Here is a 17,804-nt window from a genome sequence, read left to right as displayed (position 1 = left end):
GGCACGGCTCAAGCCTCCTCGGCCGAAAATCGTGGCCTGCGCGGTCTTGAGACTCGTGCTGTTCCTGCAGGAGTCGCCACCTTCGCTTCTCACAATTCAACAACTAAGTGCTAAATTAATTGAAATCAACGCTAAACTTTAACAGTACCTTATTTCATAGATTTCATATTGCTGTTACCTACTAATAGCCATGTGATAAGATAGAGTATATTTCTAAGCTATATTATTCTCCCATCATTGTAGCAATCACGGAGGCCATCATATGCGTTATATTTTGTCATACTTAACACCGTACTATTTCCATATGATCATCGCTTGGAGTCTGATGTTAATCGAATTATCAGTCGAGCTAATGTTGCCATTTATCCTTGGCAAAATGATTGATAACGGCATTCTCACCCAAGACCTAAACGTCGTCATATACTGGGGCTCAATTATGATTGGGCTTGCGATTTTATCTTTTATAGCAGGAATCGGAAACTCCTTCTATTCATCACATGTGACCTATAAATTTGGTTATGATATTAGAGGCTATTTATTCGATAAAGTCCAATCATTTTCGTTTAAAAACCTAAATGAACACCCGACATCAACCTTAATCACCCGCTTCACCAATGATATTAGGCAAATTCAAAGCGGGCTTTTCTTAGCCTTAAGAATTATGTTCCGTGCGCCACTATTAGTTATTGGCGGCATAACCATGTCGTTTATCGTTAACTGGCGAATCGCGCTCATATTCCTAATATCCGTGCCTATTCTTATTTTACTACTAGGGATCATTGTGAAAATCAGTAGCCGACTTTTCACTAAAGTCCAAGGCTATTTGGATAAAGTGAATCGTGTGATGCAAGAAAATCTAAGTGGCATTCGATTAATTAAGGCTTTTCTAAGAAGTCGACATGAAAAAAACCGTTTTGTAACAGCTAATACTCATCTCATGAACGAAACGAAAACAGCTTTTCGTGTGATTGAAGCATCCTCTCCGATTCTATTATTAATCATGAACCTGAGTCTTCTATTCATTCTTTGGTTTGGTTACGAAGAAATAAATCAAAACAATGCCCAAGTAGGTGAAGTTGTTTCGATTATTAACTACGCCCTAAGAGTTTCTCTAGCGATGAATATGTTTGGCTTCTTAACAAGAGCATTCGCTCGTGCTAAGGCTTCTTCAGAACGTTTAGAACACGTTTTCACAACAGAAGTCGATTTACTCGAAGACCCATCAGTCGACCAGAATCAACATGTCACTGCAGGTAACATTCAGTTTAATCAAGTATCATTTCACTATCCAAACGCTCATGACAATGTCTTGGAAGATATTAATCTTGAGATTCAGGCACAAGAAAAAGTGGCTATTCTCGGGGCAACAGGGTCAGGGAAATCAACTTTGTTTCAATTGATTCCGCGTTTATATGATACAAGTGAGGGACAATTATATATTGATCATCATCCCGTTCAATCTTATTCATTCGATCAATTAAGGCAATCAATTGGATACGTTCCGCAAGATCCACTCTTATTCACAGGAACAGTCTTTCACAATATTGCTTGGGGGAAAAATGGCGCCTCACTTGAAGATGTTCAACAAGCAGCACAAGATGCGCAAATTCACGATACAATAGCATCATTACCAGATGGCTATCAAACGAAGATCGGGCAAAAAGGGGTTAACCTTTCTGGAGGTCAGAAACAACGTATTTCCATCGCCAGAGCACTGATTCGTAAACCGACGATTCTCATGCTCGATGACAGTACGAGTGCATTAGATTTAAAAACGGAAGCCCAACTACTCCACGCTATTGATCATTATCAGTGCACGACTTTGATTGTGACTCAGAAAATCTCTACAGCTATGAAAGCTGACCGTGTTTTACTCTTCGATGAAGGTCAATTAATGGCAGAGGGCACCCACGACCACCTATTGCAACAATCGATGATGTATCAACAAATTGTTGAGTCACAATTTGGAGAGGGTGAACGCCATGAGTCTTAAACAAAAACTATTAGAGCCATTTCAATATGAAAAAATTGATTTAAGTGAAGCTAATCAGTCATCAGCGGGGCGAAAACCAAAAGTCCGTGATTGGAAAGGAACGATCAAGCGTATTTGGTTTTATTTGTGGCGTCAAAATTGGCTTTTACTTGGCGTCATGATTCTCGTCATGTTTAGTGCAGCCTTTTCCATTCTTGGGCCATATTTAATTGGTCGAGGTGTTGATGATTTCATTGTGGACCGTCAGTCAGATGGGTTTACGAGATTCATTCTTATTTTACTTGTCATTTATCTCAGTTACTCGATTACGCTGTTTACACAAAACTTCCTCATGATTGGTGTTGCTCAAAACGCTGTTTATCGTTTACGTTCTCAATTATTTAATCAATTACATGAGCTGCCGATTTCATTTTTTGATAAGCGTCAGTACGGAGAAATTATGAGTCGTGTGACAAATGACGTCGATAATATTAGTAACACATTAAATCAATCGTTTATTCAAATATTTCAAAGCATCTTAACCCTTGTTGGAACCGTCAGTGTCATGCTTTATTTAAGTCCCCCATTGACGCTCGTTACTTTAACCATTGTGCCTTTACTTGTGATCGGGATTAAATGGATTACGAAACGAACCAGACCTTTATTTAAAATCCAACAAAATCGTATTGGTGACTTAAATGGCTATGTTGAAGAAACGATTTCAGGTCAGCCTATTGTTAAAACATTCTCCCAAGAAAATCGGGTGATTCGCGAATTCGAGGCCAAAAACAACGCTGTTATGCATTCAAGTTATTGGGCATCTGTCTTTTCTGGATTCATTCCTAAAGTATTAAATATGCTGAACTCGTTAAGCTTTGCCCTTATTGCCTTTGCCGGCAGTGTTTTCGCATTAAATGGTATGGTGACAGTGGGTACCATTGTCATTTTCACAGAATTAGCACGCCAATTCACACGTCCATTAAACGAACTTGCCAATCAATTCAACCAATTATTAACCGCAGTAGCAGGGGCAGAACGTGTTTTTGACATCATAGATGAAGAGAGCGAGGAAAAAGACGAGACTCATGCGATTGATATTGATGAACCTCGTGGCGACATCACATTTGATCATGTTCATTTCGCCTATGATAATAAAAAAGTATTAGACGATGTCTCTTTTCAGGTGGAAGCTGGTAGTATGGCAGCCCTTGTCGGTCATACTGGTGCAGGTAAAACGACGATCATTAACCTATTATCTCGATTTTATGAATACGATCAAGGCCGAATACTACTAGATGAAACCGACATAAAAGATATAAAACGATCAAGCTTACGTCAGTACATGGGCTTTGTCTTGCAAGATGCCTATCTATTCGAAGGAACGATTCGGGACAATATTCGTTACGGACGGTTAGATGCAACGGATGAAGAAGTCACCGAAGCGGCTAAACTTGCCAATGCACACGACTTTATCGCGAAGCTACCTGATCAATATGACACCATGCTTGACCAAGAAGGCAGTGGTATTAGTCAGGGCCAGAAACAATTAATTACGATTGCTCGTGTGATCTTATCAGATCCGAAAATTTTAGTTTTAGATGAAGCAACGAGTAGTATTGATACAGTGACTGAAATTAAGATTCAACAAGCCATGCGCCAATTAATGCAAGGTCGTACGAGTATCGTGATTGCTCATCGTCTTAATACGATACGCCATGCTGATGAAATTATTATGTTTGAAAATGGTCAAGTGATTGAGAAAGGTTCACACGAGGAATTAATGCAACAAAACGGTCATTATGCTGATTTACACCAAGCTCAGCTCAAGACTCAAGCTCAATAAATGCATGAGGATTCCGTTAAATCACAATAAAGAATGAACAAAACCTACTAATTTTGAATCATCATTTACACTGACAAACCCGATTGATTTATTTATAGGATTATTGAGTAGACCGTTTCCTTTCAAACGATCTACTGAGTGAGAGTCATTTATCCTATAGAAATCATTCGGGTTTTTAGATTTGTTTCTCTTCTAATTCTGCACGGTCAAAGCGTATAGCGTCTAATATCACGATAAAACATCATTATTAACCCAACGACCATAAATCCTATACTTAAAAAGTATGGGACATTAACCATGGTTGCTTCCATGACACGACTAAATATAAAACTATTTAATTCGTAAGACACATAATTAGCAATCGCAAGGTGCATAAGTCCAAACAGCAAGACGCCCGATGCGAATAAAACGGTGCCCAAAATTTCTACCCTATTCAATTCCCTCACCCCTTTTTATCATCAAGACTTATATGGTATTTATATTAACATATTTTTCAAATATTTCAGGTAAGGCTATTCAAGTTTTTCATTATCCAGTACTTCAAAATTAAATATTCCGAAAATTATTGCTATAATAGATATAAAGAATTTATGAGCACCACTTCAAAAAGGGGTGATGATTCATGAAAGTGCAAATCTATGAGATACGATCAATTGAAGATGCGCAACAGGCTATTGAAGCAGGGGCAGATCATCTAGGCATCCCATATGATCAAAATCCGACTTACCCTGGCCATCTGACATGTGAAGAAGCAAAGAAAGTGTTTGAATTTATTCCTTCTAACCTATTAAAAATCGGACTAACTATTTCAGAAGATATCAATCACATCCAAAAAAATTTACAAGCTGTTATGCCAGATGTACTTCATCTTTCTGGTAATATCGAAGCCATTTCACCTGAAGAAATTGAGCAACTAAAACAAGCGTTTAAACCATTAAAGATTATGCAAGCGATTCCAGTCTATGCTGATCAAGATTTGGCAAGCCAAAAGGCACTTGATTATGTAAGACGTTATGAGGGCGTTTCAGACTATTTTCTAATCGATACAAAATCTCATTCTGAAGATGTAATCGGGGCGACTGGCGAAATACATGATTGGCAGATTGATCGGGCCATCATTGAATCAACAAATGTCCCCTGCATTATAGCGGGTGGTCTTTCGAGTGAAAATGTTCAAGAAGCAATCCGTATCTCCAGACCATACGGCGTTGATTCATTCACTTCAACCAATGAAGACAATCCGATTGATGAAAAACATATTAAGGCTTTCAAAAAAATACGTGCATTTGTGGAGGCGGCTCAGGATGCTTGAACAAAACTTACAAGTCTTAGTGATTGGCGATGCAGGTGTAGATATAGTCGTTCATTTACCTGAAATTAGTGGAGATGGAAAGGCTGACTTTAAAGAACCCTTTTTACTCGGAGGTGGCACTTCAGCCAATACAGCTGTTGCCCTAAGTAGATTAGCGATGAGTATATCTTTTCTAGGTACCATAGGTGATGATGCGCCAGGTAAGCAAGTGATTGAAGAGCTTCAACAGGAAGGCGTTAACATCGATCACTTAATGGTCAATCATGATCTAAATACGTTTTCAACATTCGCTTTTATTGACCAAAATGGTGAGCGACACCCTTATATTTGGCCTAAACATGACTTAGCATTTCAGTCGTTAAAACGTGACAACATTAAAGACAACATCTTTCAAAACGTCTCATGGGTTCATTCATCAGGCATTTCAATGCTTGAGGACACATCAGCTCGACAGACAATCTTATCACTATTTAAAGAAGCGAAAGAATTGGGGTTAACAACCTCATTTGATTTAAATTTAAGGGTAGACAGTGATCTTGATTCAGACTATTACAGAGCAATTATCGAGACGCTTCAATACACTGATTATGTTCTTGGCTCGGGTGAGGATGAATTCCATTATTTGTCCCCTGAACAGAACTGGTTAGACACTGTTAAACAATTGGTATCAGCAAACCAAACCTATATCGCACGCATGGGAGACCAAGGAGCATTAGCCGTTCAACAAACGAATACGATTGAAGCTTCAGGCTACCCTATTCAAGTTTTGGACACGCTTGGTGCAGGAGATATCTTTAACGCTGGTTTTATCTACGCTCGCATGAAGAGTTATTCCATAGAAGAGAGTCTTAAATACGCCAATGCCACGGCTGCATTCAGTGTCAGAAAAGAAGGCGCCCGTTCATCTCCAAAAATCGATGAGCTTGAGACATTCTTATCTACTTATTGATTAAGGATTAGCACTGCTAGTATGCTCATCTTCTAGCAGTGCCTTACATATAAAAATCTAACCCTGTCGCATCTTCTAATTCTAACCTTTTAAGCCATTCATCTTGAATCAAGCCCTCTAATTCCTGCATCGGAACGTAAATTTCTGGCAGTCCAGCCGCCCCACTCAACACTTCATATTGATCAAAATGAAATACAGCCTTTCCATCATCAATGAACATATTCGAAAAATGATAATCCGTTTGAGCTAACCATCCTTCTAACTCTGGTTCCAAAATATAATCACGATATTGTTCTGACGTGTAGAGCTGTTTTTCAATTAAGGCAAACACCGTGTCCTTGGCTTTTTCCGTGTCCTTAAATAAAGATTTGCGATCAAATAACTCGCCCTCTTTTAAATCCACCATCCATGATTTCACTTTTTGGTTAACGGTTGCACCGCCTGTATACGATTCTTCATGAAATTGTATCGAATATAGCCCCTCGCCTGCTTTGGCGATTTCAACGGTTAACTTCAACTCAGCTGGAACATCATGATTCAGCTGTTGCTTCTGTTCAACAATATGAAAGAATTGATTCATCACTTGCTCGACATAATCACCAAAAAATTGGTCTAAAGTCGCTTCCTGAAACACTGGTGTCTGAACATATAGCTTATATTGCTCATCTTCTCTTGAAACAGTTCGAATTTGAATATCAGGATAGGTTGTGTCTTCTATTTCATCAGTTTCTTCAGCCTGTAGCGCCCCGGCATCTTCACTAGGCGCGAACAGAAATAAACCAATAATATAACTAATTGCTAAGGCTAACAAAAAATAACGCAGTGTTTTCTGCCCCATGACCATCATCCTTCATTAATCATTTATTATTAGTTAGCCCGAACAACCCTAAATCTATACAAAAAACACACCGAATCTCGATGTGTTTTTCAGATGATTATAAGACTTTATCTAAGAAATTTTGGGCGCGTTCAGTTTTCGGTTGATCAAAAAAGGTCTTCGGTTGTGTTTCCTCTACAATCTTACCTTGATCCATGAAAACCACTCGATCTGCCACTTCTTTCGCAAAGCCCATTTCATGCGTGACAACAGCTAATGTCATTCCAGAATGTGCTAAATCCTTAATAACATCTAATACTTCCTTGACCATTTCTGGGTCCAGAGCTGATGTAGGCTCGTCAAATAGCATTAATTCAGGCTCCATCGCTAAAGCACGGGCAATAGCGACACGTTGCTTTTGTCCACCTGATAAACTATTCGGATAAGCATTTGTTTTATCACTAAGTCCTACTCGCTCTAACAGATCTTTTGCTTTACGAACCGCTTCATCCTTCTTCATTCCCTTTACCGTCATCGGTGCATAAGTTAAGTTATCTAAAACCGTCATATGCGGAAATAAATGAAAGTGTTGAAAAACCATACCGATTTGTTCACGTACTTTGAGAATATCCACTTTCGGGTTCGTAATATCAGCATCATTGACGTAAACGTGACCTGAAGTGGGCTTCTCAAGTAAATTCAAACAACGTAAAAACGTTGATTTCCCGGAACCAGATGGCCCAATTATCGTTACAACCTCACCGCGTTCAATTGATGTATTCAAATCACTTAATACTTCATTGTCTCCAAAACTTTTGTGCAACTGTTCGACTTTAATCACTTGCTCTCATCCTTTTCTCTACATACTTACCAACAATTGTGAGGATCATGACCATAATATAATACAAGACGCCAACAAATAATAATGGTTCAAAGTTACGGTATATATCTGAAGCAACCACTTGCGCACGACGCATTAAATCTAAATAACTGATGACAGAAACAATCGCTGATTCTTTCGTCAATGTAATAAATTCGTTCATCAAAGCTGGTAAAATATTTTTCATTGCTTGTGGCAAAATAATTTTAAGCATCATTGGTCGATACGGGATTCCAAGAGCTTCAGCTGCTTCACGTTGCCCTTTATCGACAGCTTGAATCCCTGCACGAATAATTTCTGATACATATGCTGATGAATTCAAACCGAACGTTAATATGGCTGATAAGAACGGTGAAATATCATATCCCGTTAACTGTGGAATCGCATAATAAATCAATAACAACTGCAGAATCAATGGCGTTCCACGAAATACGGATGTATAAGCATCCGCTAGAAATTTCAACCATTTAATATTGCTAATTTTTACTAGTGCAACTAATGATCCTAAAATAAAACCAAATATAATCGATATAATAACAAATTGTAACGTGACCCATACTCCTTCTAACATAAAAGGAATATAAGGCACGATTTGGCTAAAATCCAAATTCATGCCTTACTCACCCCTAACTTTCTCTTTTTATTCGTGTTGTTAAAGTCCGTTGTTGAATTGTGATCCGCTTTCGGTGGACGCTTTCCGCGGGCACGGCTCGAGCCAGGCAGCTACATCGAATAAGCTTCTCTGCTACTTGCACCGAGGAAGCCTACTTCGAAGCGTTACGAGAAGACGCAGGTGCATCCCTCGGCCGAAAAGCATGGCCTGTGGGGTCTCGAGACTCGTGCTATTCCCGTGACGGTCAGGACGGCCTAATGTCAACGTTGGTCACAGGACGTGACCGAACTTAGTTGACCAGGAGTCGCCACCTTCACTCCTCACAATTCAACAACTCAGTCCTATTAATGACTTTTAATATCAACAGTATACTTTAAAAACTATTCATTTAATTCCCATTTCTTTTCAAGTTCTTCGACCGTACCGTCTTCTAAAAATTGTTCTACAAGGCTATTTACTTCGTTATATAATTCTTCATCGCCATCCTTTGGAAAAGCAATAGCCATGCCTGGTGCTGCTTCAGTTGGATCATCGAATCCTGCTAGGTTCTGCTCTTCGACGTATCCTTCTGCAACAGTTTTATCTAGATAACCAACATCAATACGTCCTGTTTTAAGCTCTTGGATAATGTTTGTTGCTTTATCCATGGCCTGAATTTCAAAATCATAATCTTCTTGTAAATTTTCTGCTCCCTCTTCTTGGATCGTACCAAGTTGAACACCGACTGTTGTGCCATCTAGATCTTCAATACTAGTAATATCAGAATCCGGATTGGTCACGAACATCTCACCTGAACTATGATAAGACGTTGAGAAATTCACATTTTCAGAACGTTTTTCAGTAGCTGACATACCAGCCATCACCATATCCGCACGTCCTGATTGCAATGCTCCAATCAACCCATCAAAGTTCATATCACTAATCTTCAATTCATAACCTAATTCATCTGCAATTGCATTCGCTAAATCAATATCAAAACCGACAATGTCACCCTCTTCATTAATCGATTCAAACGGAGGATAGTCAGCAGATGTTGCTAATTCAATCACTTGCTTTTCATCCTCGCCATTTCCTTCACTACTTTCATTTGCATCACCACTCTCACCGTCACTAGCACTACCTGCACCACATGCTGATAATACGATTAAGACTATTCCTAATAGAAAAGCTAATCCCCATTTGTTTTGTTTCATATTCATCGCCCTTTCTGTATATTTATACGTTTAAATGTATATTAACACATTATATGTCGTTGTCAAAGCTGTATTCTGCATAAAAATAAAGTTTAAATATTCAGATTATTGGAAGGGGTTACAATTCGAGATGTTGTTTGTCGCCAAACATCTCATAATATGATATTTTATAATGGTGATTTTGATAAAAGGAGTCGTATGCTATGTCAGTTGAAGGACATCCGGAATTCGAAAAAGAACAACAGCATTTAGAATTTGTTAAACGTTATATACAGGCTGTAATTAAGACCGGAAATGATGATGAAGATCAATTTAAAGCGAATATCAAAGAGGCCTTTGTTGACTTAGATTGGTTTGATTCAAGTTTAAGCTACATTAATATCTTAACGAACGCTCGTTTACTTGAAACGAACCAAAAACAACTCGAAAATCTACGTCAAATACAATCTAAACCGTACTTTGCCAAAGTACAGTTAGAACGTGAAGGACAAAATGAAGAGTACTACATTTCAAAAACCTCTCTCTATCAACGTGAGTCACAAGACCCCATATTAATCGATTGGCGCTCACCCTTAGCCAATGTTTATTACGACGGACGGATTGGTAATGTCAATTACGAGGTGAACGGTGAAGAGCGCGAAGCTTATCTCGCCTTAAAACGACAGTTTATGATTGAAGATGGTGAATTACAATCCATCCGTGACATCGACCTTACGACCACAGACGAATTATTACAAGAGTCACTAGAAGGTTCAGCAGGGAGTCGTTTAACCGAAATTGTTTCAACGATTCAAGAAGAACAAAACCGTGTCATTCGTTCAGACCTAAACAAACCAATGATTGTACAGGGAGCTGCAGGTAGTGGTAAAACGACTATTGCATTACACCGTATCTCATATTTCATTTATCAATATGCCGAAAACTTCGATCCAGATAAACTCATGATTTTAGCACCAAACCATGTTTTCTTAGACTATATCTCTGAAGCATTACCTGAATTAGGCGTTGACCGTATCAATCAAACAACACTAACCGATTATGTCCAACAAGCGATTGGTAAAAACTTAACGATTATTCACAACAAAGACTTAGAATCACTCTCACAGTTAAATGATGAAGAAACAGATCAACTTAAATACTTATCAAACTTAAAAGGCTCTTCCTTCTTCAAAACCATTATCAATAATTTTATAAACGATTTAATCCCAACCTTTATTCCTGATGAGGATTTTAAAGTTGATAAATTCAAACTATATAGCACCCGACGAATTGAACGTCTGTTTAGAGACGATTATAGCTATCTACCGCTATACAAACGAATGAATAAAATTAAAAATGTTATTAAACAAGACTTCAAACAGAAACAAAAGAAAATGACCGAAAAAGTTGAGAGTTTTTATGATGAGAAATTAGAAAAAGCTATCTATAGTATGAAGGATGAAGAAAAGCGGAAAGAAACTGTTTCAAAGCTAATTACGCAGAAAGAACAGCGTATGGAAGAATTAAAGACTGCTATTAAAGGTGCAACGCAACGATACTTTAAGAATTTTCCTAACAAAGGGTTAATGACATACTACAAAAAACTGTGGGAAGACCCTGAAAGGCTCGCTTCTTATAGTGATGGTCATCTATCCGAGAAAGATGCTGCGGACCTTTCTAAACATACATTGAAGCTTATTCGTAAGAACCAATTTGAAACTGAAGATTTAGCGCTTCTTCTGTTATTACATGATGTACTTTACGGTGTCGAATCAGATTATAAAATGAACAAAGTTATTATAGACGAAGCTCAAGACTATAGCCCAATCCAATTCATTGCCTTACGTGATGCTATGGATACACAGTTATTTACCATTGTTGGCGATATTGCTCAAGGTATCTATGGATTTCAAGGCATAGATACTTGGGATGAATTAGTGGAAAGTATTTTACCAAAGTCTAATTATCATGAATTACAAAAGAGTTACCGGAATACCATTGAAATTATGGACGTCGCTAACCATGTGGTCGACCACTTAACCATTGATATACCGAAAGTAGAACCAGTTGTACGACACGGTAAAAAGCCGACTTTTACATCAATTAACCATGGAAAAGATTTAATTGATCCAATTTTACATGAAAAGAAAATACTGAAGGAAAGAAATCTTCAATCTTTTGCTGTCATTGCCAAAACATATGAAGACTGTAAAGAAATTCATGAGGAGTTATCGCAATATATACACACTCAATTAATTCAGGATCCAAACGAAAGAATGGATAGTGAAGCCATTGTCATTATTCCGTCTTATTTATCAAAGGGACTAGAATTTGATTCTGTCTTCGTCGTTTCAATTAATGACTTATTCGATAGTCATGAAGAGACAGACATTAAATTACTATACGTCTCCTTAACAAGACCGCTTCACCGTTTACATTTATTCGCAACTAATCCAGCAAAATTAATATTGAGTGATTACTCATTTGACTAATCCTGATGTTCATTAGCCAGCTTATTAATGATGTTATTTTATACTACCATCATTAATAGGCTTTTTTTATAAAATGCAAAAATTGAGATTGAAAAGTTGCAGAGTAGAAAAAAAGAAACATGTCGTTTAAACGGGGTAAGTAAATGATTGATTTTTTATTTATCATATTGTCCATTATATGGCTATCAGAATTCACTGTCTTTCGTAATCGTAAGGTGAACGACTCAACTGATCGAGGAAGCTTTTCTTGGGTGTTAATAGCTGTTCTCATCATTATTACAGCATCACTTATTTCACGTGAAATGAACTTCTGGGTAATCGACTGGCCCATTGCAGCATGGTTTGGAATAGTTATCTTCGCCAGTGGTATTACCTTGAGGTATTGGGGGATTAGAACCCTCGGTAAACAATTCACCCGACATGTCTATGTTGATCAAGCAGATGTATTAATCAAGCACGGACCGTTCAAATCGTTACGTCACCCCCTCTACACTGGGTTACTATTAATTATTACAGGATTTACCCTTATCAACTTAAGTTTTCTGGGATTTCTATTAGTCTTCAGTTGGTTTATTCCTACCATTATTCACCGAATACAGTTAGAAGAAAGCATACTTATTAAATCCTTTGGTCATTCATACGAACAATGGATGAAACAGCGTGCACGACTCATTCCTTTTATTTATTCATCTAATGGTGGTTCCATTTATGGTGTAGCAGCCAATAAGAAAACAAACGGCGGATTTAAAATCCCTGCCAAGAGCGACCAGTTCGAGCATTTATACTTTGTCGGCGGCTCCACTCACCCAGGTGGTGGCGTTCCTATGGTGACATTATCTGGTCAATTAACAGCTGACTTAATTATGAAACATGAAGGCAAAGGACACATCTAACACATATATAAAGGCACGTCAGTATGTTTTCGACATAGCTGACGTGCCTTTAATTTATGACGTCACACGCACATCATAATGACTAAGCCAATAGTTCACCTGCCAAAGATGTGCCAATAATTGGGGTCCTGTCATTAACTGACCATACCATGGTTTGCGATAAGCTTTTCCCTCTGTTTCTATTAATTCAGTGATATGTTCTTTCGAAACAAAATCAAATATAGGCGATTGTGAATCTTTCAAAACGTCATTCATCATCGAAACGACCAATTCTGTGTACTTCGGTTGGAAAGTCTTCGGATAAGGACTTTTCTTGCGATATAAGACCTCCTGCGGTAATAAGCCTTCTAGAGCATAACGTAATAGCCCTTTTTCATAGCCACCTGCTTGCTTCATTTCCCATGGAACATTCCAAACATATTCAACTAAATGATGATCCGCAAATGGAACCCTTACTTCTAGTGTTGCGCCCATACTCATCCGATCTTTCCGTTCAAGCAATTGCGCCATAAACCACTGCATATTCACATAAAAAAGAGCCCGCCGCTCTTGATCCTGGTTACTCTCGCCCATTAATTGTGGTGTCTCAGCTAATGTTTCATGATATCTCATGTTTGCATATTCCTGTATATTTAATCGTTTCCGCCATTCAGGGCTTAATAAGTTCTCTCGTTCCGCCAACGAGCGAATCCACGGAAATCCACCATAACTTTGATCAAAACCATCTTGAAACCAAGGGTACCCACCGAAGATCTCATCTGCACATTCTCCAGATAAACTAACAGTCGTCTTTGATTTTATTTGCTCACAAAACCATAATAATGATGAATCCACATCTGCCATACCTGGTGCGTCTCTCATGATCACGGCATCCTTTAAGTAACCAGCCAAGTTTTCTTCACTGATATAATAGTTGTGATGGTTCGTGCCAAATCGATCAGCGATAATTGAGGTAAAATCAGCATCTGTTGTCGGTTGAAAGGCATTCGATTCGAAATGATCTCGATTTCCACGGTAATCAATTGAGAATGTTGGCAATTTCCCTTTACCTTGCCCTTCAAAGTGATTCGCCGCAACAGCTGTAATAGCACTCGAATCAACGCCGCCCGATAAAAATGTTGAAATAGGTACATCAGAAACCAATTGTCGTTTAACAGCATCTGTGAACAACTCACGAACATTAGTCACGGTCTCTTCAAACGAATCCATGTGCTCACGACTTTCTAATTGCCAATAGCGCCACACACGAACACCTTTCTTCGAACAAGTTAAAGCATGACCTGAACGCAATTCACGAATCTGTTTAAATAACCCATGGCCAGGCGTACGGGATGGTCCGAGTGCAAAGACCTCTGCTAATCCGTTCTCATCAACAAGAGGTTCTATATTCGGGTGCTGTAATAAAGCTTTAATTTCTGAGCCAAATAAGAATTGACCACCAATTTCACTGTAGAATAGTGGCTTCACCCCTAGTCGGTCTCGTGCCATAAACAACTCTTCTTCGGCATCATCCCAAATAGCGAAGGCGAATATTCCATTTAAATAATCTAAGCAACCTTTTCCCCAATGAACATAAGCTGTTAACAAAACTTCTGTATCACAGGTTGTTTGAAATTCAAAACCTTCGCGCTTTAATTCTCGTTTTAACTCCTCCGTATTATAAAGCTCCCCATTATAGACAATCGTATAGCGATTGCGATTATGTTCTACTGTCATTGGCTGCCTACCGTAATCTGGGTCAATGACAGCTAATCGTTGATGACCCAATGCGACGTGATGATTCATAAAAAATCCTTGATCATCTGTTCCTCTGTGTTGAAGTGTCTCTGTCATTTTTTTTAACACTGGATACTGATTAGGGTTTGTCTGATTCCAATGAAACCACCCCGTTAATCCACACATATGAACCGACTCCTCTCCTAATCTTCTATGTCGTTATCATATGTGATGAAGAACAAAAGTTTCATAAATAATTTTAATAACATTAGACTAAAGGGAATTAAGATTGGTATGATAAACATTAGAACATTATAAAGTGGGTTAAAATATGGAAAATCGTCATCAAAAAGCACAATTTGCATCAATTATTGGCATCGTCACTAATTTAATTCTTGCCATTATCAAAGGTGTGGCGGGTGTCTTTGGTAATAGTAAAGCCTTGATAGCTGATGCCTTTCATTCAGCATCGGATGTTGTAAGCTCAGTTGCCGTCTTAGTTGGGATACGTGCAGCAAGAAAACCACCTGACCCTGAGCATCCATATGGGCATGGTAAAGCTGAGAATATCGCAACTTTAATTGTTGCGATTTTACTGGTTGTTGTTGGTTTCGAGATTCTCCTGGATTCCATTACATCTTTAAGAGAACAACAAGAAAGCGCCACAAAGACGATTGCTTTATATGTCATCATCTTTTCGATTATTGTGAAAGAAGTTCTGTTTCAATATAAGAAACGACTCGGCGATAAGATTAATAGCCCTGCATTGATTGCTGATGCATGGCATCACCGATCAGATGCACTCTCTTCCTTTATTGCTCTGGCGGGTATTGGCATTGCGATGATTGGTCAACGTGCTGGCATTCCAGTTTTACAATATTTCGACCCAATTGCGGGTGCTTTAATATCAATTCTCGTCATGTGGATGGGCTTTAAAATCGGTCGCGATGCGGTCAGTGTGACATTAGAAACTGTGCTAGATCACGGTCGAACGAAAAAGTTCGAGATCACCACTGAAAAAATCGATGGAGTTAAGCGACTCGATTTATTAAATGCCAGAACCCATGGATCCTATGTCATTATTGACGTCAAAATCAGTGTCGACCCTAATATTACAGTCGATGAAGGTCATAGTATTGCAGCTCGAGTCAAAGAACGACTCATGGAAGACCATCAAGAAGTGCAAGACGTTTATGTTCACGTTAATCCTTATCATGAATAGTTATTTTGGATGCAAAGATGAGGCTGGGACAAAAGTTAATAATGCAAAATAAAACCCGAACGATTTAATTGAAAATATAAATCGTTCGGGTTTCTGCTTGAATGACGCTCCATCAAAACACTTCGCTTGCCGCGGGCACGGCTCGAGCCTCATCGGTCCAAAAGAGTGGCCTGTGGGGTCTCGAGACGCGTGCTGTTCCCGCAGGCGTCTACGTGTTTTGATTCCGCTTCATAAGTGCTTAATTATAGTGATTTTAACATCCATCATTTTAAGGCTAAAATTATTATATTCTACCTTTATTTATTTAATATTGCATCTCTTGCTTTCTAAGTTCGATCCGTCTAATCTTGCCTGACGTTGTTTTCGGTAGTTCTTTGATAAACTCAAGATCACGTGGATACTTATACGGCGCCGTTAAGTCTTTAACATGGTCTTGTAACTCTTTAACAAAACCTTCACGTTCGTGATTAACGCCATCTTTCAAGACAATAAATGCTTTCACAATCGCACCACGTACTTCATCAGGACTAGCGACCACAGCACATTCTTGAACATCGGGATGCTTCACTAAGGCATCTTCTACTTCAAATGGCCCAATCGTATAACCAGAACTAATGATAATATCGTCGCTTCGACCTTCAAACCAGAAATATCCGTTTTCATCTTTCGTCGCTTGGTCACCCGTTAAATAATACTCGCCACGATAAGTAGCACTTGTTTTTTCTGGGTCTTTATAGTATTCCTTAAACAAAGCAGGGGTCGATTGATGAACAGCAATATCTCCCACTTCACCAACTTTAACTGGATGACCATCTTCATTAATGATATCTACTGAGTTACCTGGCGTAGGTTTACCCATCGAACCAGGACGAACTTCCATTCCCTTCGTTACACCGACAAGTAATGTATTTTCCGTTTGTCCATAACCATCGCGTACCGTTAAATTGAAATGATGTTCAAATGTATCAATGACTTCACGGTTTAACGGCTCCCCAGCTGAAACAGCGCTATGAAGTTTACTTAAATCATACTCACCTAATCCATCGACTTTGGCCATTAGACGATATTCAGTTGGCGTACAACATAAAACGTTAATGCTGTAAGACTCAAGTAAGGATAGATACGTCGTTGGTGAGAATTTCCCTTGGTAAACAAAACCTGTCGCCCCTGATCCTAATACGGATAAAAATGGACTCCATAACCATTTCGCCCAACCTGGTCCAGCTGTTGCCCATACAAGATCTTTTTCTTGAATGCCTAACCATTTCGGCGCAGCTGTTTTCAAATGTGCATAACCCCAACCATGTGTGTGTACAACACCTTTAGGGTTGCCAGTAGTACCAGAAGTATAGGATAGAAATGCCATATCATCACGTTTCGTTTGTACGGTTTCAAACTCAGTAGAGGCTTTATCAGCTAATTCATCTAATCGGTGCCATCCCGTTTGATTATCACCTAATATAAAACGTGTTAAATCGCTAAACTGATTTACCGCTTCAAACTCATCTGTATGCGGATAATAACTGACGACCGCTTTAACATCACCATGTTGAATACGATACTGCAAATCTTTTGTACGCAACATTTCAGAACTTGGAATAACAACAAGTCCAGCTTTTAATGCTGCAACATACACTTCATACGCCTCAATTAGGCGGGGGGTCATCACTAAGACCTTATCCCCTTTATGTAAGTCTGCTTCTGTAAAGACATTTGCAAATTGATTCGCACGATTAAATAACCCTTCATAGGTTACCTTGTCCTTGTTACCGTTTTCATCTTGCCACAAAATTGCATCACGTTGCGGGTCTTTTAGATACTGTTCAAATTCATTTACGATGTTGTAATATTCAGGTGCTATTAATTGTTCTCTATTCATATAATCACCCTTTCATTATTGTATAAATCTGATTATACCAAATT

At 38.7% G+C, this 17,804-nt stretch carries 13 protein-coding genes and 2 pseudogenes; 8 read left to right on the top strand and 7 right to left on the bottom strand.

Going from position 1 to position 17,804, the window contains the following annotated elements:
- Window positions 1–262 precede the first annotated feature (262 nt).
- Together ACKXGF_RS02055 and ACKXGF_RS02050 are read left to right on the top strand one after the other, a co-directional pair.
- The gene (locus ACKXGF_RS02055; RefSeq protein WP_411954655.1) at window positions 263–1,993 is read left to right on the top strand and encodes an ABC transporter ATP-binding protein; all 1,731 of its coding nucleotides are present in this window, start codon (window positions 263–265) and stop codon (window positions 1,991–1,993) included.
- Window positions 1,983–3,815 (top strand): ABC transporter ATP-binding protein, encoded by a 1,833-nt coding sequence (locus ACKXGF_RS02050; RefSeq protein WP_411954653.1) that lies wholly within the window; start codon window positions 1,983–1,985, stop codon window positions 3,813–3,815. The genes ACKXGF_RS02055 and ACKXGF_RS02050 overlap by 11 nt, the downstream gene beginning before the upstream one ends.
- A 206-nt stretch (window positions 3,816–4,021) precedes the next feature.
- Here ACKXGF_RS02050 and ACKXGF_RS02045 read toward each other — a convergent pair whose 3' ends face one another.
- Window positions 4,022–4,252 (bottom strand): hypothetical protein, encoded by a 231-nt coding sequence (locus tag ACKXGF_RS02045; protein ID WP_411954652.1) that lies wholly within the window; start codon window positions 4,250–4,252, stop codon window positions 4,022–4,024.
- Between the two features lie 185 nt (window positions 4,253–4,437).
- On the opposite strand from ACKXGF_RS02045, the gene ACKXGF_RS02040 reads away from it, so the two are divergent.
- Together ACKXGF_RS02040 and ACKXGF_RS02035 are read left to right on the top strand one after the other, a co-directional pair.
- A complete protein-coding gene (locus tag ACKXGF_RS02040) occupies window positions 4,438–5,127 on the top strand; it encodes a phosphoribosylanthranilate isomerase (protein ID WP_411954651.1) in 690 nt (229 codons plus the stop codon).
- On the top strand, window positions 5,120–6,076 hold the full coding sequence (locus ACKXGF_RS02035) for a carbohydrate kinase family protein (RefSeq protein ID WP_411954650.1): 957 nt from the start codon (window positions 5,120–5,122) through the stop codon (window positions 6,074–6,076). Before ACKXGF_RS02040 ends, ACKXGF_RS02035 begins: the two co-directional genes overlap by 8 nt.
- 43 nt (window positions 6,077–6,119) lie before the next feature.
- Here ACKXGF_RS02035 and ACKXGF_RS02030 read toward each other — a convergent pair whose 3' ends face one another.
- The 4 genes from ACKXGF_RS02030 to ACKXGF_RS02015 all read right to left on the bottom strand — a co-directional run bounded on the left by ACKXGF_RS02030 (window position 6,120) and on the right by ACKXGF_RS02015 (window position 9,579).
- Window positions 6,120–6,914 (bottom strand): DUF3298 domain-containing protein, encoded by a 795-nt coding sequence (locus tag ACKXGF_RS02030; RefSeq protein ID WP_411954649.1) that lies wholly within the window; start codon window positions 6,912–6,914, stop codon window positions 6,120–6,122.
- Between the two features lie 97 nt (window positions 6,915–7,011).
- The gene (locus ACKXGF_RS02025) at window positions 7,012–7,734 is read right to left on the bottom strand and encodes an amino acid ABC transporter ATP-binding protein (protein ID WP_411954648.1); all 723 of its coding nucleotides are present in this window, start codon (window positions 7,732–7,734) and stop codon (window positions 7,012–7,014) included.
- On the bottom strand, window positions 7,727–8,386 hold the full coding sequence (locus ACKXGF_RS02020) for an amino acid ABC transporter permease (RefSeq protein ID WP_411954647.1): 660 nt from the start codon (window positions 8,384–8,386) through the stop codon (window positions 7,727–7,729). Before ACKXGF_RS02020 ends, ACKXGF_RS02025 begins: the two co-directional genes overlap by 8 nt.
- Window positions 8,387–8,766: 380 nt before the next feature.
- A complete protein-coding gene (locus ACKXGF_RS02015) occupies window positions 8,767–9,579 on the bottom strand; it encodes an ABC transporter substrate-binding protein (protein WP_411954646.1) in 813 nt (270 codons plus the stop codon).
- Between the two features lie 203 nt (window positions 9,580–9,782).
- On the opposite strand from ACKXGF_RS02015, the gene helD reads away from it, so the two are divergent.
- The 3 genes and pseudogenes from helD to ACKXGF_RS02000 form a co-directional block, all read left to right on the top strand.
- Window positions 9,783–12,050: an RNA polymerase recycling motor HelD gene (gene helD, locus ACKXGF_RS02010; RefSeq protein WP_411954645.1), complete on the top strand. Its 2,268-nt coding sequence runs from the start codon at window positions 9,783–9,785 to the stop codon at window positions 12,048–12,050.
- A gap of 143 nt (window positions 12,051–12,193) precedes the next feature.
- Window positions 12,194–12,673: pseudogene (locus ACKXGF_RS02005) on the top strand (methyltransferase family protein); the annotation flags it as partial.
- 57 nt (window positions 12,674–12,730) lie between these two features.
- A pseudogene (locus ACKXGF_RS02000) lies at window positions 12,731–12,943 on the top strand (phytoene desaturase); the annotation flags it as partial.
- A gap of 54 nt (window positions 12,944–12,997) precedes the next feature.
- Here ACKXGF_RS02000 and asnB read toward each other — a convergent pair.
- Window positions 12,998–14,845 (bottom strand): asparagine synthase (glutamine-hydrolyzing), encoded by a 1,848-nt coding sequence (gene asnB / locus ACKXGF_RS01995; RefSeq protein ID WP_411954644.1) that lies wholly within the window; start codon window positions 14,843–14,845, stop codon window positions 12,998–13,000.
- A 145-nt stretch (window positions 14,846–14,990) separates the two neighbouring features.
- Between asnB and ACKXGF_RS01990 the strand changes: the two genes are divergently transcribed.
- Entirely contained in the window at window positions 14,991–15,881 is an 891-nt protein-coding gene (locus ACKXGF_RS01990; RefSeq protein ID WP_411954643.1) for a cation diffusion facilitator family transporter, read from the top strand.
- Between the two features lie 304 nt (window positions 15,882–16,185).
- On the opposite strand, the gene mbcS is transcribed toward ACKXGF_RS01990, so the two are convergent.
- Window positions 16,186–17,760 carry an acyl-CoA synthetase MbcS gene (mbcS, locus tag ACKXGF_RS01985; RefSeq protein WP_411954642.1) on the bottom strand — a complete coding sequence of 525 codons (1,575 nt, stop codon included), beginning with the start codon at window positions 17,758–17,760 and terminating at the stop codon, window positions 16,186–16,188.
- Window positions 17,761–17,804: the final 44 nt, after the last annotated feature.

Origin of the sequence: Alkalibacillus sp. S2W (assembly GCF_046764385.1) — a bacterium.
In the GTDB taxonomy this organism is placed as follows: Bacteria; Bacillota; Bacilli; order Bacillales; family Alkalibacillaceae; genus Alkalibacillus; species Alkalibacillus almallahensis.
The sequence above is the reverse complement of the archived record's forward strand: the minus strand, read 5'-3'. Positions and strand labels throughout refer to the sequence as shown.